Source organism: Acetobacter sp., from assembly GCF_047723915.1.
Classification (GTDB): Bacteria; Pseudomonadota; Alphaproteobacteria; order Acetobacterales; family Acetobacteraceae; genus Acetobacter.
In genome coordinates, this window is record NZ_JBDOBQ010000014.1 from 43897 (window position 1) to 67499 (window position 23603).

The following is a 23603-nucleotide window of genomic DNA, read 5'->3' on the forward strand; positions in this document are numbered from 1 at the left end:
GTAAGACGCGGGCGGCGGGTGCCGCCTGCGTTGCCGGGGGCTGACGGTGGACCTGCGTTCCCTACGAACCCCCAGGCTGCTGCTCCAGCCCGTGACATGGCGGGATATGGAGGACATGGCCCGGCTCAAGGCCGATAGCGGGGCCTTCGGGCGGATGCTGGGTGGGGTCTGCACCCGCCAGCAGGCCGAGCGCGATATGGCCGATGACATTGCATTCTGGGCCTGTCACCGGGTCGGTATTTTTACCATCAGGGAAAATGGCCGCTTTGTCGGCATGACGGGTATACACGACCGGCCGGACGGGCGTGGCTTTGCCCTTCGCTTCGCGCTGTTTCCCTGGGCCAGTGGCCGGGGGCTGGCACGGGAGGCGGCCAGTGCCGCGCTCAATTTCGCACATGATGCGGGCCTGCGGCGCGTGCTGGCGGTGGCGGCGGAAAACAACATGGCGTCGCGCACCATTCTGGGCGGGATCGGCATGCATGTCAGCGACACGTTCGTGCGGGACGGCCAGACCATGATGATGTACGAAAGCAGACGGCCGTAAAGGCCATTGCGCGTCACACCCCGAACAGGTGACCGATACCGCCTGTCACAAGCATGGCGACGATCCCCCAGAATGTCACGCGTACCGTGGGCCGCAGGGGCGGTGCCCCGCCCGCCATGGCGCCGACAGCGCCCAGAACGGCAAGGGCCACCACAGATGTCAGCGAGACACTCCACGAAACCCATGCCTCAGGCGTAAGAACGGCCGCCAGAACAGGCAGCACCGCGCCGGAGGCAAAGGCCGTGGCAGACGCACATGCCGCTTGCAGGGGTTTTGCCGCTGTCAGGTCGGACAGGCCCAGTTCGTCCCTGGCATGTGCGCCCAGCGCGTCATGATTCATGAGTTCGATTGCGACCTTGCGGGCGAGATCGGCACTCAGCCCCCGCTGCTGATAGATCCCGGCCAGCTCGGTCACCTCGCCGTCCCAGTGCGTGTCCAGTTCCTGCTGTTCCCGCGCAAGATCGGCCCGTTCCGAGTCCGCCTGCGAACTGACGGAAACATATTCGCCCGCCGCCATCGACAGGGCGCCGGCCACAAGGGCAGACAGACCCGCGATAAGAATGCCCCCATGCGTCGCATGGGAACTGGCAACCCCGACAATAAGACTACCGGTTGAGAGCGTGCCATCATTGGCGCCCAGGACAGCCGCACGCAGCCATCCCAGTTTTTCGACGGCATGGCGTTCTGCCAGCGGGTGAAGGCGTGACATCAGAAAAGCAGGTCCTTGTGGTGACTATACCGCAGGATTAGGCGGAGAAATTCTACAATACAACAGATATTTTTATTATGAAATTGAGACTTGTTTTCATTATTATCTTGAGTTTTACAATGTATTTTCTGTTCAGGTTCGCGTCAGGAAAGCATGATACGGCTGAGGATTTATATTGTCCGGCCCTATGCCAGTCCCTCTGTTGCGATTTTCGCATGCCGACAGGGTTGAGGCGCGTATCGGCGCCTGCCGTGGCGACCATCAGTCCCGCAGGAATGGTGCTGCCGGGTGAGGGGGAGAATTGCAAAGACAGAAGTGGCCCGTCGAAAACGGCCCGATTCAAAATCGCGGCGTGTCCTGGCCGGATACAAAAACGGCTTTCAGGCAAGGTAAAAGCCTGAAAGCCGCATGGTTATCGTCGTGTCGGGGTGCCAACCGGGTTCGCGCTGGCGTTATGTGATGGCACGAGCCTGAGCCTGAACCCGGGGGCGGGACAAGCCGCTCAGTCGGCAGCGGCTGCCGCGGTATGGGCTGCGACCTGTTTCTGCAACGCCTTGATCAGGGTTGCCACGTCGCCACCATTCCGGCCGATAAAGGCTGCATAGCTGTCGCGCTCGGTATTGCGCAGGCTGGCGCCCTCACCGATCATGTCCACCACCTTGGGTGCGCCGGCTGCATAGCTGACAATCCATTTCACGTCCGCGGGCGGTTGCTGCGGGAGCATGAGCGTTGTCTGCACCGCGTCTTCATCCCCCTGCTTGGACACAGCGCCAAGCGTGAAGGTCACGCCGCGATAAGCGCCCAGCTTGTCGATAATGGTGTTGACCAGCACATCGTGGAACAGGGAAAGATAGGTCTTGCGCTGGTCCGGTGTGGCCAGTTTCCAGTACCGGCCCATGCAGTAGCGGCCAATGGCGTCGATATCCACATTCTGCTGCACCAGCGGCAGAATCTTGACCTTCTTTTCGCTCATGGGAATGGGGCTGTTCACAATGCTGACCAGCGTGTTCCCGAATGTCTGGACAAAGGCCCTGGAGTCTTGTGCGGCGCGCGCCGGCATGGAAACCAGCAAGGCCGCGCATGCCAGGGCCAGGGAACCCAGAACGATACGTCGGCCGGCTTTAAAAATCATGGTGCGCTACCTTGTGTTGCTGCTGTTACTGGTACCAGGCCGGCACGGTGGCACGGTGGTCGTTCTTGATCGCCTCGGCCTGCGCCTTGCGCTGCTGCTGGTATGCACTGCGGATGGTAGCATAAGGGTCCAGCGCGTCGCGTTCCAGCGCGTCCAGGTCGTCAAGATGTTCGGAACGACCATGCACGACACCGAACATGTTATAGGCCCAGTTAAAGCTTATCAAACCGTAACCGCGCGGCACATAATTCCACGGTGACAGGCCCTGATCGATACCGTAGCCGATTCCATCGCGGAAAGACGACGGGCCCATGGGCAGGAACAGGTATGGGCCGGAGGAAATACCCCAGTTGGCCAGCGTAAGCCCCGCGTCGTTGTCATGGTGCGGGTAGCCCGCCATTTTGGCGACGTCGATCAGACCGCCAATGCCCACGGTCATGTTCAGGCACCACCGCACGAACGAATCCCCGGCGCGGCGGGGCCTGCCCGCGCCCACGTCGTTAAAGAACACGGATGGTTCGTTCATGGTGGTGACCATGTTGCCCAGCGAATTGCGCACGGGCCGTGGCACGGTCCACACATAGGCCTTGGCCACAGGCCGCAGGGCCCATTTGTCGAACTTCATGGTCAGGTTATAGGTCTTGCGGTTCAGCGGCTCGTACGGATCGTTCGCGGCCTTGTATTCGGCCAGCGCGTCCGGGTCCGTGGGAACGGGCGCCTTGATGGAACTGCATCCCGCAACGCCGAGAAGAACCAGCGCGAGCCCCGCCCTGCCCATACGGAAGCGGCCTGATGCCGAGGAACCCTCCCGCGTCTGACCGCGAGGGCGGAGCCGCGAGCCGTTCCGTCCTGAAATCATAGTCACCGTCGCCTTTGTTTTATGCTCATGCATGGTCCGTTCCTGCCGGACGGGGCCGTTTCAACTGTCTTGTGTAGCATGAGACGCGTGGCACGCAATGGCAGGGCTTCCCTGCGTGAATGGCAAGGGCGTGAAAACCGGGGTCATAGGGCGGGTTTCTGCCCGGTGGGTGGGATTTTTGTCGGGCCTGTTGCCTGAAAGTCGCTCTTGACGATGGCGCAGGCCTGCCCGGTGGAGACTCCGGTACGCCGCCCGCCCCGGTCAGGAGCGGGGGTGCTCTTACAGGCCGCGATCGCGTTTGATGATATCCCACGCCGCATTGATCCGGGAGATACGGACGGAGGCGGTGCGGATTTCCTCCGCGCTGGCCCCGCGTGCGGCCATGATATCGGGGTGGTACTGGCGCACGAGCTTTTTCCAGTGCGCGCGCAGTTCCTCGTTGCTGAGCGATGCGCTGACTTCCAGAATGGTGTAGGCGTCTTCCTCCCCCATGGCGGGGCGGGCGCGGCCCTGTTCGACGCGTTCCCACGCCCCGCGCCCCAGCCCGAACAGCGCATGGACACGTTTGAGAAAGCGCAGTTCCTCGGGTGCCAGCGGGTCGTCCGCCGCCAGATCGGCGCGGGCAATGGCGAACAGGATACCCATCAGGTCTTCGAGCGGCTGCTTGTCGTCCCCATAGGCGTTGCCCAGTTCGCGGGCAAAGGCCTCGTAATCGTCCGTGCGCTGGCGGGCCATGTCGAACAGGCGGCCGATCTCGCGCATGTTCTCCTGCGGGACCTGCACACGGGCCTTGAACACGTTGATCTCGCGCCGGTTGACCGGGGCGTCGCATTTGGCCAGCTTCGCGCTCAGGATCACGCAGCTCAGCCCGTAGAGCTGCTCTTTCTTTCCGAAAGCCGCCGCCAGCTTGGCCGCTACAAAGGTGGCCGCCCCACTGGGGTCAGGCCGTGCGCGGGCCGACCACCGATCGCTCCACCCGCCGGTAGGGGGCTGGAGCAGCCTGCCCGTATCGGCTGCATGCCCCAATGCGGTCCCCATGACAGCCCCGAGCGGCCCGCCCATGGCAAAACCGCTTACCCCGCCAAAAATCTTGCCCCATATCGCCATGACTCTCTTCTACCATGTTCCGCCCCACACCCCCAAGAGCGCAGTGCGCAGGGTCTGGGTTTCGGGTACTGGCGCGGCAGTGCCCGAACGCCGGTCCGGCTGTCCCGCGGGCTGCCTTAATGGGCGTCCTGCGGGGTGTCCTTGTGGCGTCCCGCCTCGTCTTTTATCTGGGCCGCGGCCTGGGTCTGGGCGCGCAGCCACTCCAGCGCATGTACCCGCAGGGCCGAGGCAAGGGACTGTTCCGGTGCCCGCCCGGCATCGACCTGGGTGACAATCTGGGCCAGTGGCTGGTGGTGTCGGGTGGCCAGCAGTTCGAGCACGGACCAGAACTCCCGCTCCAGCGCCACACTGGTGTCATGCCCCGCCAGCACCAGACTGCGTTTTTTCAGATGCGCGCTCATGTCCCGTATACCATGCCCGTGGTGTCGTCCGTCATGCCGCTGTTCCGCCTTCGGTCATGTCTCATGGCGGGGGAGTATCCGGCGTGTGGCCCAGCCGCGCAACGGCCCAGCATGCGGCGTCTGCCACCACGGGGTCCGGGTCGTGCAGCAGGGCTGCGGCATGGGGCAGCAGGCGGGGCAGGCCGGAATTGCCTATGGCGATCAGCACATTGCGCACAAAGCGGTTGCGGCCGATGCGCTTGATGGGAGAGCCCGAAAACAGGCTGCGAAACCCCCCGTCGTCCAGTGCCGCCAGCATGGCAAGGTCGGGGGCGATCAGCTCTGGCCGGGGCTGGAGCCTGGCCTGTCGCGCGCTCCGGGCGAATCGGTTCCAGGGGCAGACGGCCAGACAGTCGTCGCAGCCGTAGATATGCGTGCCAATGGCCGGCCGCAGGTCGTGGGGAATGGGGCCTGCGTGTTCGATGGTCAGGTAGGAAATGCAGCGCCGGGCATCCATGCGGTAGGGGGCGGGAAAAGCCTGGGTGGGGCAGGCGGTCAGGCAGCGCGTGCAACTGCCGCACCCCCCGCCCGACGGGGGCGACGGGGTCAGGTCCAGCGTGGTGTAGATCTCGCCCAGAAACAGCCAGCTTCCCTCCCGGCGGGAGACCAGGTTGGTGTGCTTGCCCTGCCAGCCCAGCCCGGCCTTGGCCGCCAGCGGCTTTTCCGCCACCGGGGCGGTGTCCACGAACACCTTGACTTCGGGCTGGACGGTGCCGTCCGGTGCGGTGCGCGGGCGGCCTTCGCGCACCATGAACTGCGCCAGATGCTTGAGCATGCCCTTGACCACGTCATGGTAATCGCGGTTGCGGGCATAGACCGAGATATTGCCGCAATCCCGGCGTTGCAGGGTTGCCAGTGCATCGCCCTCGGGCGCGTACGACAGGCCCAGGGCGACCACGCTGCGTGCTTCGGGCCAGAGTTGCGTGGGCTGGCTGCGCTGTTCCGTGCGTTCGGCCAGCCAGCCCATGTCGCCGTGAAAGCCGCTGGCCAGAAAGTCCTGAAGCCGCGCGCGCGTATCCGGCCCCAGATGGGCCGGGCAGAAACCCACCGCGTCAAACCCCAGGTCCAGCGCCTTGTCGCGGATTTTCTCCGTCAGCCGGGTTGCGGGGTGCGGCGGGGTGGCCTGCGGCATGGCGCGGGTCACGGTGGGCACCATGGCATGGCGCACGCCACCCCGCCCGGTCTGGCACGCGGCGCGCGGGCCGAGCCGGGTGCCATTGCCAGTGCCGATGCCGATACTGGCGTCCGGGCCGGTTCAGGCGACGGGTGGAATGACGGGTTGCCCCATTTCATCTTCTGTCCAGTCATTGGCCTGCCATTGCGCACGCAGCGTATCGGCCAGTGCGCTCAGGCGTCCCTGCCCGATAGCCTCGCGGATCTGGCGCATGAGGCGCTGGTAATAGGCGATGTTATGCCATGTCAGCAGCATGGGGCCGAGAATTTCATTGGTTTTGAACAGGTGGTGCAGATATGCGCGGCTGTGGCGAGAGCAGGCCAGGCAGTCGCAATGGGGTGACAGGGGGCGCGCATCGGCCGCGTGGCGGGCGTTGCGCAGGTTCAGCGTGCCGCGTTCGGTATAGGCGCGGGCGGTGCGGCCGGCGCGTGTGGGCATGACGCAGTCGAACATGTCCACCCCACGCTGCACGCTGCCCAGCAGGTCGTCTGGTGTGCCCACACCCATCAGGTAGCGTGGGCTGTCCTCGGGCATGAGCGGAGTTGTGGCGTCCAGGGTCGAAAACATCAGCTCCTGGCCCTCGCCCACGGCCAGACCACCTATGGCATAGCCCTCAAAGCCGATTTCGGTCAGGGCGCGTACGCTTTCGGCCCGCAGGTCGGGTTCCGTCCCGCCCTGCACAATGCCGAACTGGCCATAGCCTTCACGCGGGATGTAGGCCTGGCGCGACCGCGCGGCCCAGCGCATGGACAGGCGCATGGACGCGGCAATGGCCTCGGGCGGGGCGGGCAGGGCGGGGCATTCGTCGAAGCACATGGTTATGGTGGCATCGAGCATGTGCTGGATTTCGGTCGAGCTTTCGGGGGTCAGCCGGTGTTCCGACCCGTCGATATGCGAACGAAAGGTCACACCGTCCTGGTCCAGTTTGCGCAGGGCCCCCAGTGACATGACCTGGAACCCGCCCGAATCGGTCAGGATCGGGCCTGACCAGTCCATGAATCGGTGCAGACCGCCCAGGGCCCGTACCCGCTCCGCGCCGGGGCGCAGCATCAGGTGGTAGGTATTGCCCAGCACGATGCCCGCCCCTGTGGCGCGCACCGCGTCCATGGTCATGGCCTTGACGGTGCCGACCGTGCCGACCGGCATGAAGGTGGGGGTGGGCACGGGGCCGTGGGCGGTATGCAGCATGCCCGCGCGGGCCGCGCCATCCGTGCTTTCGCAGGTCCAGGCAAAACGGGTCATGGGGTGGCTTTCGCGTGGGGGGCAATGGGGGCGGCGCAGCGCAGCAGGCAGGCATCGCCATAGGAATAGAAACGGTAGCCATGCGTTACGGCATGGGCATAGACCTGCCGTGCCCGCTCCACCCCGGCAAAGGCCGAAACCAGCATGAACAGCGTGGAGCGTGGCAGGTGGAAGTTGGTCATAAGCAGGTCGACCGCCCGGAACCGGTAGCCCGGGCGGATGAAAATGGCGGTGCTGCCATCGAACGGGTGAACGATACCGTGCTCGTCCGCCGCGCTTTCTAAAAGGCGCAGCGTGGTGGTGCCAACGGCCACGATACGGCCCCCCGCCCGGCGGACGGCGTTGATACGCTCCGCCGTTTCGGCGGTAATGACACCGCGTTCGGAATGCATGCGGTGGCGGCTGATATCCTCTTCGCGCACGGGCAGGAACGTACCCGCGCCAACATGCAGGGTCAGCGTGCAGCGCGTGGCCCCCGTGGCGTCTATGGCGTCCAGCAGCGCGGGCGTGAAGTGCAGCCCCGCCGTGGGGGCGGCCACGGCGCCCCTGGTGTGTTCGAAAATGGTCGCGTAGTCCTGACTGTCCTGCGCGGTGGGCCCCTGCGGGCGGTGGATATAAGGCGGCAGGGCCAGCACACCGGCGTCGCGCAGGAATGCATCGAACGCATCGCCCTCGGCACTGAAGCCAAGCACACCGCCGCCGCCTTCCTCCAGTGCCTGTACCTGCGCCGTGTGGGCGGTGTTGAGGAAAGTGAGCGTATCCCCCACCTTCAGTCGGCGTGCGTTGCGGATCAGCACATGCCATGACCCGTCAGGGCGGATCTGGTCCAGTGTAATGCCTATTCTGGCCTCGCCCCGCATGGCGTGAAGCTGCGCGCGCAGCACGGCGGTATCGTTGGCGACCAGCAGATCGCCCTTTTCCAGCAGGCTGGGCAGGTCGCGCACATAGCGGTCCCGCAGGTGGGCGGGGTCCGTCGCATCGAGCAGGCGGGCGGATTCGCGCGGGCGGGCCGGTTCCTGTGCGATCAGGTTTTCGGGCAGGTGAAAATCGAAATCTTCGGTGCGGTCGCTCATGATGGGGCCGGGTTTACGCAATAGGCCGCGCGAACGCCAGCGGAAAGCAGACAGGCTGGCGGCACCCAAAAACCCCGCACCCGGTTTACGGCGGGGCAGCATGACGCAAGACAGGGGTTGAAGAGTGCAGCCACCCGCGTCAGTCTGCCCGCACAGCCACGTCATTGCGTGGCGCAAGACTGAACAGTGACCAGCAAGGAGAATACCCCATGTCCTACGCCCTGCTCGATGCCGCCCGCGTGGCCAAGGCCGCCGGTGTTTCGCTCAGCGTTCTCAAGACATCGGGTGAAACGTCTGAAGCGCATGTGCGTAAGGTTGTCATGATCGAACGGATCGAGGCTCTGGCCAAGGCCGCCGCTGAGTCCGCCCAGGGCGTTACCCTGACGTCGGAGGAATTCTGGCTGATAAGCCGCAACTGGTAAGGAACCGCCCGCCATGGCGTTTACGCTGACAAGTCCCGCTTTTGTCACGGGCGATGTGCTGCCGCAGGCCCAGGTTTATAACGGCATGGGCCAGACCGGGCAGAACCTTTCGCCCGCGCTGGCATGGACAGGTGCCCCCGAAGGCACGCAAAGCTTTGTCGTGACCGTATTCGACCCCGATGCCCCGACGGGTTCGGGCTGGTGGCACTGGGTGGTGGTGAACATTCCCCCGACCGTTACCACCCTGCCTGAAGGGGCCGGGTCGGGTCGGGGCGGCCTGCCCGAACAGGCGTTGCAGATCCGTACGGATTTCGGGGTGCCGGGTTATGGCGGCGCCGCACCGCCGCCGGGGCGCGTCCACCGTTATGTCTTTACCGTCTACGCGCTGGATGTGCCCAGGCTTGAAGTCAGCGCCGACTCCAGCCCGGCACTGGTCGGCTTCATGGTCCATCACCACCAGCTTGCCACCGCCAGCCTGACCGCGCTGTACGGCGGCCCCGCGAAGTAGCAAAGAGGAAGGGGCTTGCGCCGCAGGTGGGCATGCCGGTCAGGCGGTCTCCAGCCCGCGTGCCTTCGGTCCTGGTTTTTGCATGACCTGATGGCGCCCTGTGGCCCGCCTGCCCGGGGAGCCAGCTTATTCGGTGCGGTAGCGGGCTGATGGTGGCAAAGACTGTGAGCGCGCAGGCGCTCTGTCAGCCCAGAAGCTCGGCCAGTGCGGGCAGGTAGTGTTCGAGCTTGATCCGCACGGGCATGAGATAGGCGCTGCCCCCGTCCTTGCCGAGTTCGCGCAGGACTGTGGCCGCAAAGGTGATGTTGGCCGCCAGCGTGGGCGAGAAATCGCGCGGGAACACGACATGGTTCGTCGTTTCCCAATACGAGCGTGAGCGCGGGCCGATAACGGGTGAAAGCCCCCAGAACACGGTTTCCCCCCCCAGCCATTCGCGGCACAGGTCGAACAGTTTGAGGTCGAAGACCGGCTGGGTGAAAAAGCCCGTGGCGCCGGCCTCTTTCTTGCGGGCCACGTCTTCAAGCTCGTGCCAGGGGGCACGGCGGTAGGGGTCGAACGCCGCGTAAATGCGCAGGTGCGGCGCTTCACGCCGGTAACGGCGGATAATGCTTTCCGTGCTGTTGGGGTAGGTGCGGCGCGACAGGTCGGCCGGCGGATCGCCATGCACGATCAGGATCTCGGTCAGCCCCGGCTGGCTGGCGCCGGGCAGCGGAGCGTCGGGGGCGATGTCGATGGCGCGGATATGGGGAATGACCTGGCCGAACAGGGGCCGTGTCAGGGCTGCTGCGTCCCAACTGCGCAGGGGGAAGCGCATCAGGTCGGGGATGTTGAGCGTGTCGGCCGCGGGGAAATGGGCTTTGACAAGAGCCACATCCTCCATCAGCGCTTCAGCCGAGCGGGGGATAAGCTCGACGGAAAGACGGTCGAGGCTCACGCCTGTGTTCCTTCCACTTGCAGGCGGGCGGCGGCCAGTGTGTTGTTGAGCAGGCAGGCAATGGTCATGGGGCCGACGCCGCCGGGCACCGGGGTAATGCGGCCGGCCACTGTCACGGCTTCATCGAACGCCACGTCGCCTACCAGCCGGCTTTTGCCTTCGGGGGTCTGTACGCGGCTGATGCCGACATCGATCACCGTGGCGCCGGGCTTGATCCAGTCCCCGCGCACCAGTTCGCGGCAGCCTGTGGCCACCACCAGAATATCCGCCTCCCGCGCGAGGGCGGCGGTGTCGCGTGTGTGGATATGCGCGATGGACACCGTGCACCCTTCGGCCAGCAGCAGAAGGGACAGCGGCTTGCCCACAAGGTTGGAACAGCCGATGACCACCGCGTGCAGGCCTGTCATGTCGCCAAGCTGGTCGCGCAGCAGCATCAGGCAACCCAGCGGCGTGCAGGGTATGAGCCCCGGCTGGTTCACGGCAAGCCGCCCGGCATTGACCACGCCAAGCCCGTCCACATCCTTTTCGGGCAGGATGGCGTTCGTCACGCGGCCCGCATCCAGCCCGGCGGGCAGGGGAAGCTGGACCAGAATGCCGTGAATTTCAGGGTCCTTGTTCAGGCGTTCGACCAGGCCCATCAGCTCCGCCTCGGACGTGCTTTCGGGCAGCATGTGCATGAAGGAGCGCATGCCCGCATGGTGGGTCTGGATGGCCTTGTTGCGCACATAGACTTCGCTCGCCGGATCGTTGCCAACCAGAACGACCGCAAGACCCGGCGTGACGCCATGCCTTGCGCGAAAGTCCTGCACGTCCTGCCGGATTGTCTCGCGCAGGGTCGTGGCGAAGGCCTTGCCGTCGATCAGGCTGGCCTTGTGGTCGGGCGAAAGGGGGGGAGGGGTGCTGCTCATGGGTCCTGTCATGTGTCGCGTATGGCCTGTTACGCCATAATGGGCCGGACATACGCAAAAAAACGGCTTACGGCAATGACAGGCGCTGCCTGCCGCCATTTTCGGGTATGAAACGGGTGCCGGATCAGCCCGTATCGCCATCCTGTTCCTGTCGGTACGGGGAAAGTTCGCCCAAGGCCTGTGCCTCGGCCATGACTGCGGAACGCTCGGCGGTCAGGAAAGTCGCCACGGCGCTGCGCAGGCCGGGGTTTTCAAGCCAGTGGGCGGAATGGGTCAGCACCGGCAGGTAGCCGCGCTGGATCTTGTGTTCGCCCTGTGCCCCGGCCTCTACCCGTTCAAGCCCCCGCGCAATGGCGAAGTCTATGGCGCGGTAATAGCACAGTTCGAAATGCAGGAACGGCCAGTCCCCCCTGCAACCCCAGTTCCGGCCGAAGAGCGTGTTCCCGCCCACGAAGTTCAGGGCCGCGGCCACGGGGGTCGCGCCATCACGGGCCAGCATCAGCACCACCCTGTCCCCCAGCCGTTCGGACAGGAGGGGAAAGAACTCGGCGCTCAGATAGGCGCTGCCCCATTTGCGGTCGATCGTGTCCTGATAGAAGCCGTAGAACGCGTCCCAGTCCGCGCGGGTGATTTCAGCCCCGCACAGGGTATGAAAGGTCAGCCCTTGGGCGTTGGCGTCGCGCCGTTCGCGCCGGACGGTCTTGCGCTTGCGCGAGGACAGGGTGCCCAGAAAGTCGTCAAACGTGGCGTAGCCCCTGTTTTCCCAGTGATATTGCAGGCCAAGCCGGGGCAGCCAGCCCTGTTCGGCCAGCAGCGTGCTCTCGGTCTCGGGGCAGAAGGTGACATGTGCGGAGGACAGGCCCGTATCCGCACAGAGCTGGCGCAGCCCGTCGGCCAGAACGGCGCGGGTTTCCGGCGGGGCGTCGGGGTGGACCAGCAGGCGCGGACCTGTGGCGGGGGTAAAGGGCACGGCAATCTGGAGCTTGGGGTAATACCGGCCCCCTGCCGCCTCGAACGCGCGGGCCCAGCCGTGATCGAACACGTATTCGCCCCAGGAATGGCCCTTGATATAGGCCGGGCATACGGCGGCAAGCCGGCCATCGGGGGCCTGCAGGCGCACATGCCGGGGCAGCCACCCCGTTTTCCGGCTGACGGAATGGCTGTCTTCCAGCGCGGCAAGAAAGGCATGGCTGACAAACGGGTTGTCATCTCCGGCGCAGGCCGCCCAGTCCTTTGCGGGAATGGCGTGGATACTGTCGTGGAGTGTCAGGGACCAGTCAGCCATGCGGGTTTTCTCCCCAGCTCGGACGCCCGGCGGAATGCCGGTATTCAGGCGATTTCGAAAAGCCCTTCCACTTCCACCGGTGCATCCAGCGGCAGGGATGGCACCCCGACGGTGGAACGCGCGTGGCGTCCCGCGTCGCCGAAGACCGCGACCGCCAGGTCCGATGCCCCGTTCATGACCGTGGCGTGGGCGGTGAATTCGGGCGTGCAGGCAATAAAGCCGCCAAGCCGTACGACGCGCTTGACCCGTGACAGATCGCCCACGGCGGCTTTGACCTGCGCGATCACGTTGATCATGCTGTAACGCGCGGCTTCAGTCGCCGCTTCGAGCGAGACCGCCCCCCCGAGCTTGCCGGTTGCGAGCAGCTTGCCGTCCAGCAGCGGCAACTGCCCCGATACGACCAGCGTATTGCCGGTCTGCACGCACGCCACATAATTGGCCACGGGGGTTGCCGGTGTGGGCAGCACGAGACCAAGGGCCGCCAGGCGGGATTCGGGGGTGCTCATCAGGCTGTCTTTCCTTATCTGTCCGGATATGCCCGCGCGGGGCGGGGCTGGAAACCCGCGTGCCTAGCTGACAAGCCGCAGGCCGCGTTTCTTGCGTTCCGAAGGGGTATCATCCTCACCGGGCAGGTCAAGCGGCAGAAGCGGGTCGGGGTCGGCCTGCGGGTCCTGGCTGGGGCCGTCGGGCAGGCGTTTGCCCAGATACGCGTCTGACAGGGCGCGAAAGGCGTAATCCAGCATGGACGTAGCGTAGGACGCCACGGGGTCGCCCTCTACCGTGCCGGCGGGGCCAAAGCAGGAATAGGCGAAGTTTTCCACATAGGCGTCCAGGGGGGCGCCGTATTGCAGGCCGATACTGACCGCTTCGCCCAGGCTTTCCATCAGCCCGCGCACCATGCCGCTCTCGCGCGTGGGGGTCAGGGACAGCTCGCCCAGCGTGCCATCTTCATATTCACCCGTGCGCATGAACAGGCGGTGGCCGCCAATGGTGGTTTTCTGGGTAAAGCCGCCATGTCGCGCGGGCAGGGCGCTGCGCATGCCGCGTTCGAGCTTGCGGCGCACGGGGGCTGCCATGGTTTCTGGCCGTGCGGGCATGCGGTCCACAAACCCGGTCAGCGCACGATACATGGCCAGATGCGCGCCCGGACCGGGCTGGGGCAGCACATTTTCCCCCGCCAGGGCGCCGGCCAGAGCTGTTTCCACCGTAAAACCGCGTCTTTCCAGCCGCTGGCGGGTGCTGGTGGCCAGCCGGCCATCGGGGCGCAGCAGGGAAAAGACCGGGGCCAGCCCGCAGACCTCCACCCCCAGAAGCCCGTCGACCGGGTTGGGGGTTGAAAAACCGGTCTCGACAGGGGCCAGAGGTGTTTCGGTTTCGACCGCGGCTTCGTTCCAGACAGCCCGCAGCGTCTCGCCCAGGCCGGGCAGGACCGTGCGCACAGGTGGCAGGGGCAGGGCTTCGGGCCCGCGTCCGGCATGGGCGCTCAGCGTTGCCAGGGCGGCTATGGCGCAGGCGGCGGCGCGGCCGTCCTCGCTGTCATAGTCCAGCCCCACGCCTGCCAGGCAGGCGTCAAGGTTGGTCAGCAGGACATGGCCCGCCACGGCCTGCGGCGCGGCGCTGCCGTCCGCGCCCACCGATGTGGCGGGGGCCAGCAGGTCGGGCAGAGGCAGTTCGCCATTGCGCTGGCCGGCCATGGTCAGGGCGGTTCTGCGCAGGACCGAGCAGATCAGCCGCAGGGCCGCGACAAAGGTGCGGGCGGCAAAACCTTCCCCCGGGGCCACGAACGCGGCAAGGTTGATGACAAAGCCCGGCGGGCGGTCGTAGGCACCGTGCCACACGGCCTCTGTCGGGGCGGCCTGGCTGCTCAGCAGCAGCCAGACGAGCGAGCGCGCGGTCGCGGTGTCGGGGGCAAATGTCGCGATCCATTCCCCCGCCAGGGTGGGCAGGTCTATGGGGGCCTCGCCCGGTACAAGCTGGGCAAGGGCGGGCGCGGCTGTGGCGTCCCATTCCGCGGGCAGGGTGACCGAACGCGCAGGCGCGTCGGGGTCGGCCGTGGTATCCAGTGTGCTCATCAGCACACCGTCCCAATGGTGTCTGGATGTTGTCATGGGGGTATTTTACCGCTGCCCCAACGCGGGGCGGAACCCGTTTTCATGCCCCGAAAGTCCCGTTATCACCCTGCATAATGAGGATATGGGGGATAACTTTTTGACCGCGCCTCTCGCGCACAGGTGATGGGTGCTGGCGGCATAAAACAATCGACGCAGCGGCCTGCGGAGTCCTATCATGCGGGCATGGCAAATTTCGGAACATGGCTGCATACGCGCCGCAAGGGACGGCTGATCGGCAAGGATGCCGATGGTCGCTGCTATTACGAGTCGACCGGCCCGGCCCGCCTTGGCGGCGGGGTGAAGCGGGCCGAGCGCTGGGTGATCTACCACAAGGGGGAAGACGCCTCGGCCGTGCCGCCCGAATGGTGGGGGTGGCTGCACCACACGCTCGATGCGCCGATCCCCGAGGGGGAACGCAAGCCCTGGCAGATCGCCTACCAGCCGAACATGACCGGCACGCCCCAGGCCTACCGCCCGCAGGGCAGCCTGTACGAAAAGGGCGAACACCCGCCCGCAACCGGCGATTACGAAGCCTGGACGCCCCAGACGTGATTTAGCGCGCATTCCCTGCTAGAAGACCTTATCTGACAGGGAGTAAACGCAGCCCATGGCTTCAGCAATGGCGGAAAAATCACGGCGCAGTCTGGCGGAACTCCTGACCGGGGGGGCCGTTCTGTGCGGTCTGGCAGTCATGCTGGCCGCCACCGTTCTGAACGAAGGTCGCAACACCGATTCGGCCGGGTATCAGCTCAATGCCGATTTTACGCATATCGACGGGCTCGATATCGGTTCGGATGTGCGGCTTGCCGGTGTGGCGGTGGGCACGGTGGTGGCTGAAAGCGTCAATCCCGCGACATACAAGGCTCACGTCACCTTTACGGTGCGCCCCGATATCAAACTGACGGTGGACACGGCCGCGATCATTACCAGCGACAGTCTGCTGGGCGGCAAATACATCGCCCTTTCCCCCGGCGGGGATGACAGGATGCTGGCGCCCGGGGCCACGCTCACGCAGACCCAGGGCGCGATCAGCCTTGAGCAGTTGCTGAGCAAGTTCATTTTCTCCGTCACGGATACCCTGACCCACGCCAACAAGTCCGCGCCGGCTGGCAAGGCGGAATCCGGCGGGGCGGACCTGCCCTGAAACAGACATAAACCTGCAACACAGAGTGCAGTCGGGTTGGGCTATTTTGGTAAGGCAGACGATGGAAACAGTGCGTATCTGGCCGCAGGACGACGGGCAGCCCGTGACGTGCCAGGAAAAACTCCGTGTCCTGGACGAGAACTGGCAGGACCTGTCCGAAGTGATGACAGACGCGTTCGAGGACGCGGTTCTGATGGGGGTGAATGAACAGGCCCTGCGCGAGCGGCTGGTTGCCCTTGTCGGCTCCCTTCGTTCGCCGAAGGCTGGCGCATGAAAGGGCTGCACGTCGTGCGCGGGGGCCGTAGCCGCAGGGTTCTGGCCGGGCTTGCCGTGATCGCCCCGCTGGTTGCGCCTGTAGTCGCGCCCCTGCCCGGACGGGGTGCGGACCTGTCGGGCACAGGGGCTGCGCCAGGTGCGGTGGCTCCGTCATTGCCGGTGGGGAATGTGCCGCCAGACGCTCCGCCCGCAGACAGTAGCGATGACAGTGCGGCAGCCCAGTCCGGTGCGGTTTCGACCGGCATGTCGGGTGGAACGCCGGTGGCGCCCCCCGTCGCCTATCCTGCGCAGACATGGCAGGGCAAGACCGTGGCGGTCGTGCGCGTGCTCGACAAGCTGGATGCCCATGTGGATGTACTGTCTGTGACGGTCGGCACCCCTCTGCGCTACAAGGCGCTGGACATTACGGCGCGCCGCTGCCTGCTGCGCCCGCCCACGCTCTCGCCCGATGCCGCGGCCTGGCTGGAGGTGCAGGACACCCACCCCAATGGCGTTGCGTTCAAGGGCTGGATGCTGGCGGCCGAACCGGGCGTCGGTGTGTTTGAAAGCCCGGTTTATGACGTGCGCATGGTGCGCTGCGAAGGAGCCGATACGGCCCCCGCCCTGCCGCCATTGCCCAAGCCGGTTGTTCCCGTGTCGGCTTCTTCGTCCACCCAGAGTCTTCCTGCTTCGGGTATTCCCGTCCAGAATGTTCCCGCAGGGGGGCCTGCTCCGGTGTCGGCCCCGGTGCCGTCCTCGCAGGGCGTGCCACCCGGCGTCCCTGCCGCTCAATCCGTGACCCGCCCCAGTGGGGGTGTGCCCGCGTTGCCGCCGCCGCTTCCATTCTCCGCCCCATCCCGCCGGGCGGGGGATCAGGGCGGCAGCGTGCCGGAAGCCGGGGGGGCTTACTAAGGCCCTTTTGCCCGTCCGCCTTGCGGTCTGACAACTGGCCTGATCCCTGCGGCGCCGGTGCGCCGCGGGGGCCGGTCCCCGCGGCTGTGCTCCGGTCCTGTGTTGTGAGCCTGTCAATGGGCCTGTTGTCGGGGCTGCCCCGGCAGCGGGCAGCCGGGTGCGATAAGGCTTGTAGCCCCCGGGGGATAAGCGCATCGTCCCCCAAGCCAGAGGTGGGGCCATGGGCATTCGGGCGTTGTCCCGGTGGCGAACGCTTATGGCAAGAGATGAAGAAAGCAGGAGAGTGAGGCGTGTTCGGTTTCCTTGAGACAGAGAATTCCCGGTTTCAGAGCCCACCGCTGAGCGAGGCCGCTTTTCTGCTGGATTTTGATGGCACGCTGGTCGATGCCTCGCCCCTGTCGGAGTCCGTCAGCATTCCGCCCGACCTGCCGGGGGTGCTGACCCGCCTGCGCGCCGCCTGCGGGGATGCGCTGGCCGTGATCTCGCGCCGGCCCATCGCGCAGATCGACCAGTTTCTGGGCGATATTCCTTTTGCAGTCGCGGGTGAGCATGGTGTGACCATCCGGCACAGGCCCGGCGGGCCGGTAGAGCATGCGGCCCTGCCTGTTCTGCCGCAGGTCTGGCTGAACCAGGCGCGCGATCTGGTGGGGACGCTGCCCGGCACACGGCTTGAACATGTGGCTGGTGGCCTTGTTCTGCATTACCGCGCGGCCCCGGAAGCGGCACAGACCCTGCACGCGGCGGTTTCCGGCTGGGTTCGGGATTCCAAGGGTGCTTTTCGGCTGGTGGCAGGTAAAATGGCCTGGGAAGTCCGCGCCACGGGGCTGGATAAAGGCTATGCCGTGACCCTGTTGATGGAAAATGTGCCGTTTCTGGGCCGCAAGCCGGTTTATGTCGGCGATGACGCCACGGATGAGGACGGTGTGGAGGCCGCACGCCGTCTGGGTGGGGTGGGGCTACGCATCGGGGCCGATTTCCCGACGCCGGAGGTCTTCAGGGCGTGGCTGGCTTTTCTGGCGGACGGGCACTGAGCATGCGGCAACTGGCTGTTTTCATGGTTCTGGCGGCCTGTGCGGCACTGGGTGTGGTCTGGTGGACGGAGCATGAACTTGGCATCATGCCGTGCGAACTCTGCCTGTGGGAACGCTGGCCGTGGCGGGGTGTGCTGGCTGTAGGGGCCGCGGCGGCGCTTATGCCCGTGCGGTGGGGCAGGCGTGTGCTGTGGCTGTGCGCGCCCCTGCTTGTGGCGGGCATTGGCCTGTCCATCTGCCATGGCGGGGTGGAATGGGGGTGGTGGCCCAGCCCGCTACCGGCCTGCCACGCCCCCCATATTTCGGGGCACACCCTGGCCGAGCGCCTGGCGTCCATGCCTTTGCTGCCGTCCAAACCGTGCGATGCGCCAACCTATCTCCTGCCCGGCCTGCCTGTGTCCATGACCGTCATGGGGGGGGCTTACGCCCTGTTTGTTCTGGTGGTGCTGGTCCTGTCCCTGCTCCGGCAGCAAAAGGAAAAACGGCGGATTTTTCATTAGATCGTCGTGAAGTGTTAAGAACCTTGTGTCATTTTTCATCCTTGAAAACACTGCACGGCAGCAAGCCCCGGCAGTAGCGGACCGCATGCGCGGTTGCGGCCTGCGGGGCCAGGCGTCGTGGTCCGGGCGGTCTTTCAGGGTCTTGGCATGTCTTCTGGGATTACGAGCGAAAAACAAGACGGGCAAAAACACGACTGGGCGGTGTTCGACCCCGAATGGTACGGGGCGCATTATGCGGATGTACTGCATTGCCTGGGCGTGACCGACCCTGCGGCGTATGCTGATTTTTACTCGACCCATGGTGTCGCGCTCAGGCATTCGCCCAACCCGTATTTCGACGAAAGCTGGTATCTGAACCGCTACCCCGCAGTGGCCCGTGCTGTGGTGGAAGGCGGTTTTACATCCGGTTTCGATCATTACTGTCGTATGGGTTTTGCAACCCATAATCCGCACTGGCTCTACGATGAGGCGTTCTATCTCGCGAGCCTGCACCGGGCCGGGGGGGAGGCATTTCAACCTGCCCGTCTGGGTGAAGACGGGTTCCGGAACGGTTACGATCATTATATGCGGGTGGGAGATGCGCAGTTTCTCAGCGGTTCCTGGTTTTTCGACCCTATGGCGTACATGGCCGGTGCGGGGGTGGCGGCACCGGGCGGCACACCATATGATCAGGCCATAAGGGCGGGTCCGACGCCAGATACAGCGGAACCCCGCCTGTCCTGGTATTTCGACCCCGACTGGTACCTGGATACCTATGATGATGTCAAAGCCGGGTTGCAGGCCGGGGCATGGCGTTCGGCCCTGCACCACTACCTGACAAACGAAACCCCCGGTGCCTACAACCCCAACCCCTTTTTTTCGGAAGAATTCTACGGTCGCGTCAACCACGATGTGGTGGATGCCGTCGCGGAAGGGCGTTTCCGTAATTTCTTCGAACATTTCCTGATTTTTGGCGTGCATGAACTGCGCAGACCCTGCGCGGATATCGATCTGGAGGTGTATTACCGCAACGCCACCGTGCAGCAGGAGGTCGGGCGCGGTGACTGCCCGGACGCCTTTGCGCATTTTCTGGCCCATATGCGCAGGCCCGAGGGTGACGCCTCGTTCCTGAAGGAAAGCGAGCCGCTGGCCAAAAAACTCCACCTTGAGATGTGCCGGATCAGACTGCCGCTGCTGCTGGGCGGAGAGATCGATTTTTCATGCGACAGGCCCGATCTGAGCGTGATTATTGTCGCCCATAACCTTTTTTCCATGACACTGAACGCCCTGGCATCGCTGCGGGCCAATTACAATGGCCCGATACAGGTTGTTGTGGTGGATTCCGGCTCTACCGACAGTATACGCCAGATCGAGCGGCATGTGCGGGGGCTGGATGTCGTGCGTTTTCCCGGCAATGTCGGCTTTCTGCTGGGTGCCAATGCCGGGCTTGAAAAAGTGCGTGCACCGTTCACGCTGTATCTGAACAACGATACGGAGCTGATGCCCGGCGCCGTGGGGCATGCGCTGGCCCGGCTGCGTGATGGTGGGCGTGGTGGGGTGCGTACAGGTGTGGTCGGTGCAAAACTCGTGCGTACGAACGGGCTTTTGCAGGAAGCCGGCAGTATCGTCTGGCGCGACGGGTCGGTGCAGGGGTATCTGCGCGACCAGTCGCCCGACATGCCGGAGGCCGGTTTTGTCCGCTCGGTGGATTACTGTTCGGGCGCGTTCCTGATGGTGCGGACAGAGGTGCTGCACGAACTGGGTGGGTTCGACCCCGCCTATGCCCCCGCCTATTTCGAGGAGACCGATCTGTGCGTTCGGGCGCGTCAGGCGGGGTGGGACGTTGTGTATGATCCTGCGGTCGTGGTGCTGCATTACGAATACGGGACCTCCAGCTTTGTCAGCGGCGGGGCCATGATTGCGCGCAACCACGCGCTGTTCCGCAGTCGGCATGCGGATTACCTGCGGCACAAGCCCTTCCAGAACGCGCTGCTGGTGGCGCAGGCCCGTTCGGCCGACCGGGAGCAGAAACATGTTCTGTTTGTGGAGGACCGGCTGCCTTATCGTTTCCTGGGGTCGGGTTTTCCCCGCGCGAACGATATCGTGCATGCGCTGGTCGCACTGGGGCACCATGTCACACTTTACCCGGTTTTCCGGCCGACCGAGGGGCGGGAGGCCATGCACGGGCATTTTCCCGATACGGTGGAAGTGATCTGGGACCGTGAACTGCCCGAGCTTGAAGCGTTCATAAAATCCCGCCCCGGATATTACGATGCGGTGTGGATCGCACGCACCCATAACGCGGATCGCCTGGCCCCCGTGCTGGTATCCTGCGCGCAGGCGCTGGCGGGCAGCCAGCTTGTGGTCGATACCGAGGCCGTGGCCGCCCCGCGCGAACACATGCGCCGCGTGCTTGGCGGCGAAAATATGGACATGACGGTCGTGCAGATGCTGGAACACGAGTTCCGCCACCTGTTCATGGCGGAGAAAATTGTCGCCGTAAACGAAAGGGATGCCGACATGATCCGTGCGCAGGGGTTTGGCAACGTATCCGTGCTGGGGCATGTGCAGGACAGGGTCGCCGCATCACCCGGGTGGGACGGGCGGCAGGACCTGCTGTTTGTCGGCGCGATGCATGACCGGGATACACCCAATATGGACTCGCTGCGCTGGTTCGCGGGGCATGTGCTGCCTCTGCTCGACGCCATGCTGCCGCCCGATGTGCGTTTTAGCGTCTGCGGTTATCTGGACCGGCGGGTTGACCTGTCGTGGCTGGCGGAGCATCCGCGCGTGTCTTTGCTGGGCCGGGTGGAGGATGTGGCGCCAGTCTATGCGCGGCACCGCGTGTTTGTGGCACCCACACGGTATGCGGCGGGTATTCCCTACAAGCTGCACGAGGCCGCGGCCCATGGCCTGCCCTGTGTGGCATCCAGCCTGCTTTGCGAACAACTGGGCTGGAGTGCGGGGGAGGATATGCTCTGCGCCAGCGTGGCGGACCCGCAGGCCTTTGCCGATGCCATAGTGCAACTCTATACCGATCACGCGCTGTGGGAGCATGTCCGCGCCAATGCCCTTGCGCGGATCATGCGTGAGAACGCCCCGGATCTATACCGGGAAACCATAGCGTCCATACTGGATTTTTCATGACTGTGGGGCGGAGGTCCGGCGTTCTTCATCCACAATGCGTTCCACCAGATCGGACAGGCGGGTGCTGGCCTGCCCGCCAAGCTGGCGGATGGCATCGTGGGTGAACCATCGTGCCTCCAGCGCGTCGTCCCCCGCACGCAATGCGGCCTGCCCCGTCTGCGGTTCGGCACAACGGATGACGACAATCACGTAATGAAAAGCCAGCGTGCCATCAGGGGCGTGGTGCAGGCTGTCGAACACGCTGACAACGCGCGTGGCCTGTGCGTGCAGGGCTGTTTCTTCCGCCAGTTCACGCTGGGCGGCGGCGAACAGGGTTTCTCCCGCTTCCACCTTGCCGCCGGGAAAACCCCACAGCCCGGCATCCGGCGCCTTGGCCCGTCGGACCAGCAGAAAACTGTCATCGCGCCGCACGACGCTCAGCACGCCCACACGGGGGGCAGGGGGTGGGATCGGTATCATGGCGGGCAGGATGCAGCCGCTGTCAGGGTGGGTCAATCGGCGCGTGCAGCCCTTTTGTGCGCCCCTGCCGTTTGCCATGGGGTTTCTGCTGCGTGTTTAATGGCCTGCCCCGCCCGCATTGCGGTGTCAGGGCGGGGTATATGTTTAAAGGTTGAGGAGAACCGCTGACATGACGGCTGAAACACTCATGATCCCGGGTATTGCCATGCCCGCGTCCCGGATCGCCCTGGGCACCTGGGCCATTGGCGGGTCCATGTGGGGTGGAGCGGATGATGTCAACGCGGCCAAAACGGTGGAAGAGGCGCTGGCTGTCGGGATCAATGTCATCGACACGGCCCCGGTCTACGGGTTCGGCCATTCCGAAGACGTGATCGGCCGCGCGCTTGAAACCCACCGTGACCGCGTGATCCTGGCCACCAAGGTCGGTCTGGACTGGCAGGACGGCAAGGTGTTCCGCGACAGCCGGGGGGCCCGTATTGCCGATGAGATCGAGGCCTCCCTGCGTCGGCTCAGGACCGACCGGATCGATCTGTATCAGGTGCATTGGCCAGACCCCAAAACCCCGATCGAGGAAACAGCCCGCGCGCTTGAAAAACTGGTGCAGGACGGCAAGGTCCGCGCATTGGGGCTGAGCAATTTTTCCCCCGAACAGATGGACGAATTCCGCAAATTCGCACCCGTGGCCGCGATCCAGCCGCCCTACAACCTGTTCGAGCGCGAGATCGAAGGCACTGTGCTGCCCTACGCGAAAACCAACGGTCTTGTGGTGCTGGCCTATGGCCCGCTGTGTCGCGGGCTGCTCAGCGGCAGGATGACGGCGCAGACCACGTTCACCGGTGACGACCTGCGCAAGGCGGACCCCAAGTTCCAGTCGCCGCGCTTCGGGCAGTATCTCAAGGCGGTGGCCGATCTTCAGGCCATTGCCGACAGGCACGGCAAAAGCATGCTGGCGCTGGCCGTACGCTGGGTTCTGGACCGTGGCCCCACAATCGCCCTGTGGGGGGCCAGAAAGCCCGAACAGATCAGCGGCGTTCAGGAGGTGTTCGGCTGGAGCCTGTCGGCACAGGACATGAACGAGATCGACGCCATTCTGGCGCGTGACATTACCGACCCCGTGGGGCCGGAATTCATGGCCCCACCCCCACGGGCCTGACGGGCAGGGTGCGCGGGGCGGCTGGTCGTTTCGCGGTCATGGCTGGGGGGCAAAGGCGGGCATTGACTTGGTGCGTGCTTTTTTTCCAATCTGACAGGCCATGACCTATCCAGACGACCATTCGCAAGCCGCGTCGGACCGGACGACCGTGCACCCCTTTCCGCTCCAGCAGGTGCTGGGGCGCAGGCAGGCGGCCGCGTATCTGGGCATACCGGTGCGGCGCCTGTGGCTGCTGGAAATTCTGGGCGGCGGGCCACGCCCGGTCAGGCAGGCCACGGCGACGTTCCAGTTCCGCAAGGAAGACCTGGATCGTTACAGCGCCGAGCTGTTCAGTCGCGCCGGCTTCGCAGCCGACGTGCTGGCGCGCTACCGCAGGCAGAGACAGGGCGAAGGACCTCTGGACCTGGACCCGTTCATGAACCTGGCCACGCGGGACGAACTGCGCGAGGTCTGCACCTATCTGGGCAGCCGCGCGGTCATCCTGCTGGGGCTTGTGGTCATTGTGCTGTCGCACACGCCCCTGTCGCGCATGCTGTTCCACGTTCTGCGTTAGGCCGTGCTGTCAGCGCCCCGCA

The 23603-nt window shown here is 65.1% G+C and carries 26 protein-coding genes; 12 read left to right on the forward strand and 14 right to left on the reverse strand.

What is annotated here, in order from left to right; all coding sequences use genetic code 11:
- The first annotated feature begins 46 nt into the window (after positions 1-46).
- Positions 47-544 (forward strand): GNAT family N-acetyltransferase, encoded by a 498-nt coding sequence (locus ABF990_RS09195; RefSeq protein ID WP_415491686.1) that lies wholly within the window; start codon positions 47-49, stop codon positions 542-544.
- Positions 545-557: 13 nt separating this feature from the next.
- Here ABF990_RS09195 and ABF990_RS09200 read toward each other — a convergent pair whose 3' ends face one another.
- From ABF990_RS09200 to queA, 8 genes are all read right to left on the reverse strand, one after another.
- Positions 558-1253 carry a VIT family protein gene (locus ABF990_RS09200; protein ID WP_415491687.1) on the reverse strand — a complete coding sequence of 232 codons (696 nt, stop codon included), beginning with the start codon at positions 1251-1253 and terminating at the stop codon, positions 558-560.
- Between the two features lie 502 nt (positions 1254-1755).
- Positions 1756-2385 carry an MlaC/ttg2D family ABC transporter substrate-binding protein gene (locus ABF990_RS09205; protein ID WP_415491688.1) on the reverse strand — a complete coding sequence of 210 codons (630 nt, stop codon included), beginning with the start codon at positions 2383-2385 and terminating at the stop codon, positions 1756-1758.
- Between the two features lie 25 nt (positions 2386-2410).
- Complete coding sequence (locus ABF990_RS09210; protein ID WP_415491689.1) at positions 2411-3244, reverse strand: VacJ family lipoprotein; 834 nt, start codon at positions 3242-3244, stop codon at positions 2411-2413.
- A gap of 279 nt (positions 3245-3523) precedes the next feature.
- Positions 3524-4351: a TerB family tellurite resistance protein gene (locus ABF990_RS09215; RefSeq protein ID WP_415491690.1), complete on the reverse strand. Its 828-nt coding sequence runs from the start codon at positions 4349-4351 to the stop codon at positions 3524-3526.
- A 116-nt stretch (positions 4352-4467) separates the two neighbouring features.
- A complete protein-coding gene (locus ABF990_RS09220; protein WP_415491691.1) occupies positions 4468-4752 on the reverse strand; it encodes a ribbon-helix-helix domain-containing protein in 285 nt (94 codons plus the stop codon).
- A 61-nt stretch (positions 4753-4813) separates the two neighbouring features.
- Positions 4814-5923 (reverse strand): tRNA epoxyqueuosine(34) reductase QueG, encoded by a 1110-nt coding sequence (gene queG, locus ABF990_RS09225; RefSeq protein ID WP_415491714.1) that lies wholly within the window; start codon positions 5921-5923, stop codon positions 4814-4816.
- A gap of 123 nt (positions 5924-6046) precedes the next feature.
- Positions 6047-7207 carry a tRNA guanosine(34) transglycosylase Tgt gene (tgt, locus tag ABF990_RS09230; RefSeq protein WP_415491692.1) on the reverse strand — a complete coding sequence of 387 codons (1161 nt, stop codon included), beginning with the start codon at positions 7205-7207 and terminating at the stop codon, positions 6047-6049.
- Positions 7204-8280 (reverse strand): tRNA preQ1(34) S-adenosylmethionine ribosyltransferase-isomerase QueA, encoded by a 1077-nt coding sequence (queA, locus tag ABF990_RS09235; protein ID WP_415491693.1) that lies wholly within the window; start codon positions 8278-8280, stop codon positions 7204-7206. The genes tgt and queA overlap by 4 nt, the downstream gene beginning before the upstream one ends.
- A gap of 209 nt (positions 8281-8489) precedes the next feature.
- On the opposite strand from queA, the gene ABF990_RS09240 reads away from it, so the two are divergent.
- Entirely contained in the window at positions 8490-8702 is a 213-nt protein-coding gene (locus ABF990_RS09240) for a hypothetical protein (RefSeq protein ID WP_415491694.1), read from the forward strand.
- A gap of 13 nt (positions 8703-8715) precedes the next feature.
- On the forward strand, positions 8716-9210 hold the full coding sequence (locus tag ABF990_RS09245) for a kinase inhibitor (RefSeq protein ID WP_415491695.1): 495 nt from the start codon (positions 8716-8718) through the stop codon (positions 9208-9210).
- A 184-nt stretch (positions 9211-9394) separates the two neighbouring features.
- Here the strand turns inward: ABF990_RS09245 and ABF990_RS09250 are convergent, their stop codons facing one another.
- From ABF990_RS09250 to ABF990_RS09270, 5 genes are all read right to left on the reverse strand, one after another.
- Positions 9395-10144, reverse strand: a complete 750-nt coding sequence (locus ABF990_RS09250; protein WP_415491696.1) for a methylenetetrahydrofolate reductase — start codon at positions 10142-10144, stop codon at positions 9395-9397.
- Entirely contained in the window at positions 10141-11064 is a 924-nt protein-coding gene (locus ABF990_RS09255; protein WP_415500496.1) for a bifunctional methylenetetrahydrofolate dehydrogenase/methenyltetrahydrofolate cyclohydrolase, read from the reverse strand. The genes ABF990_RS09250 and ABF990_RS09255 overlap by 4 nt, the downstream gene beginning before the upstream one ends.
- A gap of 112 nt (positions 11065-11176) precedes the next feature.
- Complete coding sequence (locus ABF990_RS09260) at positions 11177-12337, reverse strand: GNAT family N-acetyltransferase (RefSeq protein ID WP_415491698.1); 1161 nt, start codon at positions 12335-12337, stop codon at positions 11177-11179.
- Between the two features lie 44 nt (positions 12338-12381).
- On the reverse strand, positions 12382-12846 hold the full coding sequence (locus ABF990_RS09265; RefSeq protein ID WP_415500498.1) for a RidA family protein: 465 nt from the start codon (positions 12844-12846) through the stop codon (positions 12382-12384).
- Positions 12847-12906: 60 nt separating this feature from the next.
- The gene (locus ABF990_RS09270) at positions 12907-14445 is read right to left on the reverse strand and encodes a vitamin B12-dependent ribonucleotide reductase (protein WP_415491700.1); all 1539 of its coding nucleotides are present in this window, start codon (positions 14443-14445) and stop codon (positions 12907-12909) included.
- 186 nt (positions 14446-14631) lie between these two features.
- On the opposite strand from ABF990_RS09270, the gene ABF990_RS09275 reads away from it, so the two are divergent.
- From ABF990_RS09275 to ABF990_RS09305, 7 genes are all read left to right on the forward strand, one after another.
- The gene (locus ABF990_RS09275) at positions 14632-15000 is read left to right on the forward strand and encodes an NADH-ubiquinone oxidoreductase subunit NDUFA12 family protein (RefSeq protein WP_415491701.1); all 369 of its coding nucleotides are present in this window, start codon (positions 14632-14634) and stop codon (positions 14998-15000) included.
- A 55-nt stretch (positions 15001-15055) separates the two neighbouring features.
- A complete protein-coding gene (gene mlaD / locus ABF990_RS09280; protein WP_415500495.1) occupies positions 15056-15592 on the forward strand; it encodes an outer membrane lipid asymmetry maintenance protein MlaD in 537 nt (178 codons plus the stop codon).
- A 61-nt stretch (positions 15593-15653) separates the two neighbouring features.
- Complete coding sequence (locus ABF990_RS09285; protein WP_415491703.1) at positions 15654-15866, forward strand: hypothetical protein; 213 nt, start codon at positions 15654-15656, stop codon at positions 15864-15866.
- A complete protein-coding gene (locus ABF990_RS09290; protein ID WP_415491704.1) occupies positions 15863-16759 on the forward strand; it encodes a DUF2155 domain-containing protein in 897 nt (298 codons plus the stop codon). Before ABF990_RS09285 ends, ABF990_RS09290 begins: the two co-directional genes overlap by 4 nt.
- Before the next feature lie 290 nt (positions 16760-17049).
- A complete protein-coding gene (gene otsB, locus ABF990_RS09295; RefSeq protein ID WP_415491705.1) occupies positions 17050-17790 on the forward strand; it encodes a trehalose-phosphatase in 741 nt (246 codons plus the stop codon).
- A 2-nt stretch (positions 17791-17792) separates the two neighbouring features.
- Complete coding sequence (locus ABF990_RS09300) at positions 17793-18290, forward strand: disulfide bond formation protein B (protein ID WP_415491706.1); 498 nt, start codon at positions 17793-17795, stop codon at positions 18288-18290.
- Between the two features lie 147 nt (positions 18291-18437).
- Positions 18438-21416: a glycosyltransferase gene (locus ABF990_RS09305; RefSeq protein ID WP_415500494.1), complete on the forward strand. Its 2979-nt coding sequence runs from the start codon at positions 18438-18440 to the stop codon at positions 21414-21416.
- On the opposite strand, the gene ABF990_RS09310 is transcribed toward ABF990_RS09305, so the two are convergent.
- On the reverse strand, positions 21411-21875 hold the full coding sequence (locus ABF990_RS09310; protein ID WP_415491708.1) for an NUDIX hydrolase: 465 nt from the start codon (positions 21873-21875) through the stop codon (positions 21411-21413). The genes ABF990_RS09305 and ABF990_RS09310 overlap by 6 nt on opposite strands.
- Positions 21876-22044: 169 nt before the next feature.
- Here ABF990_RS09310 and ABF990_RS09315 point away from each other — a divergent pair, with 169 nt between their 5' ends.
- Both ABF990_RS09315 and ABF990_RS09320 read left to right on the forward strand, forming a co-directional pair.
- Complete coding sequence (locus ABF990_RS09315) at positions 22045-23028, forward strand: aldo/keto reductase (protein ID WP_415491709.1); 984 nt, start codon at positions 22045-22047, stop codon at positions 23026-23028.
- 100 nt (positions 23029-23128) lie between these two features.
- Complete coding sequence (locus tag ABF990_RS09320; RefSeq protein WP_415500493.1) at positions 23129-23581, forward strand: hypothetical protein; 453 nt, start codon at positions 23129-23131, stop codon at positions 23579-23581.
- The last annotated feature ends 22 nt before the right edge of the window (positions 23582-23603 follow it).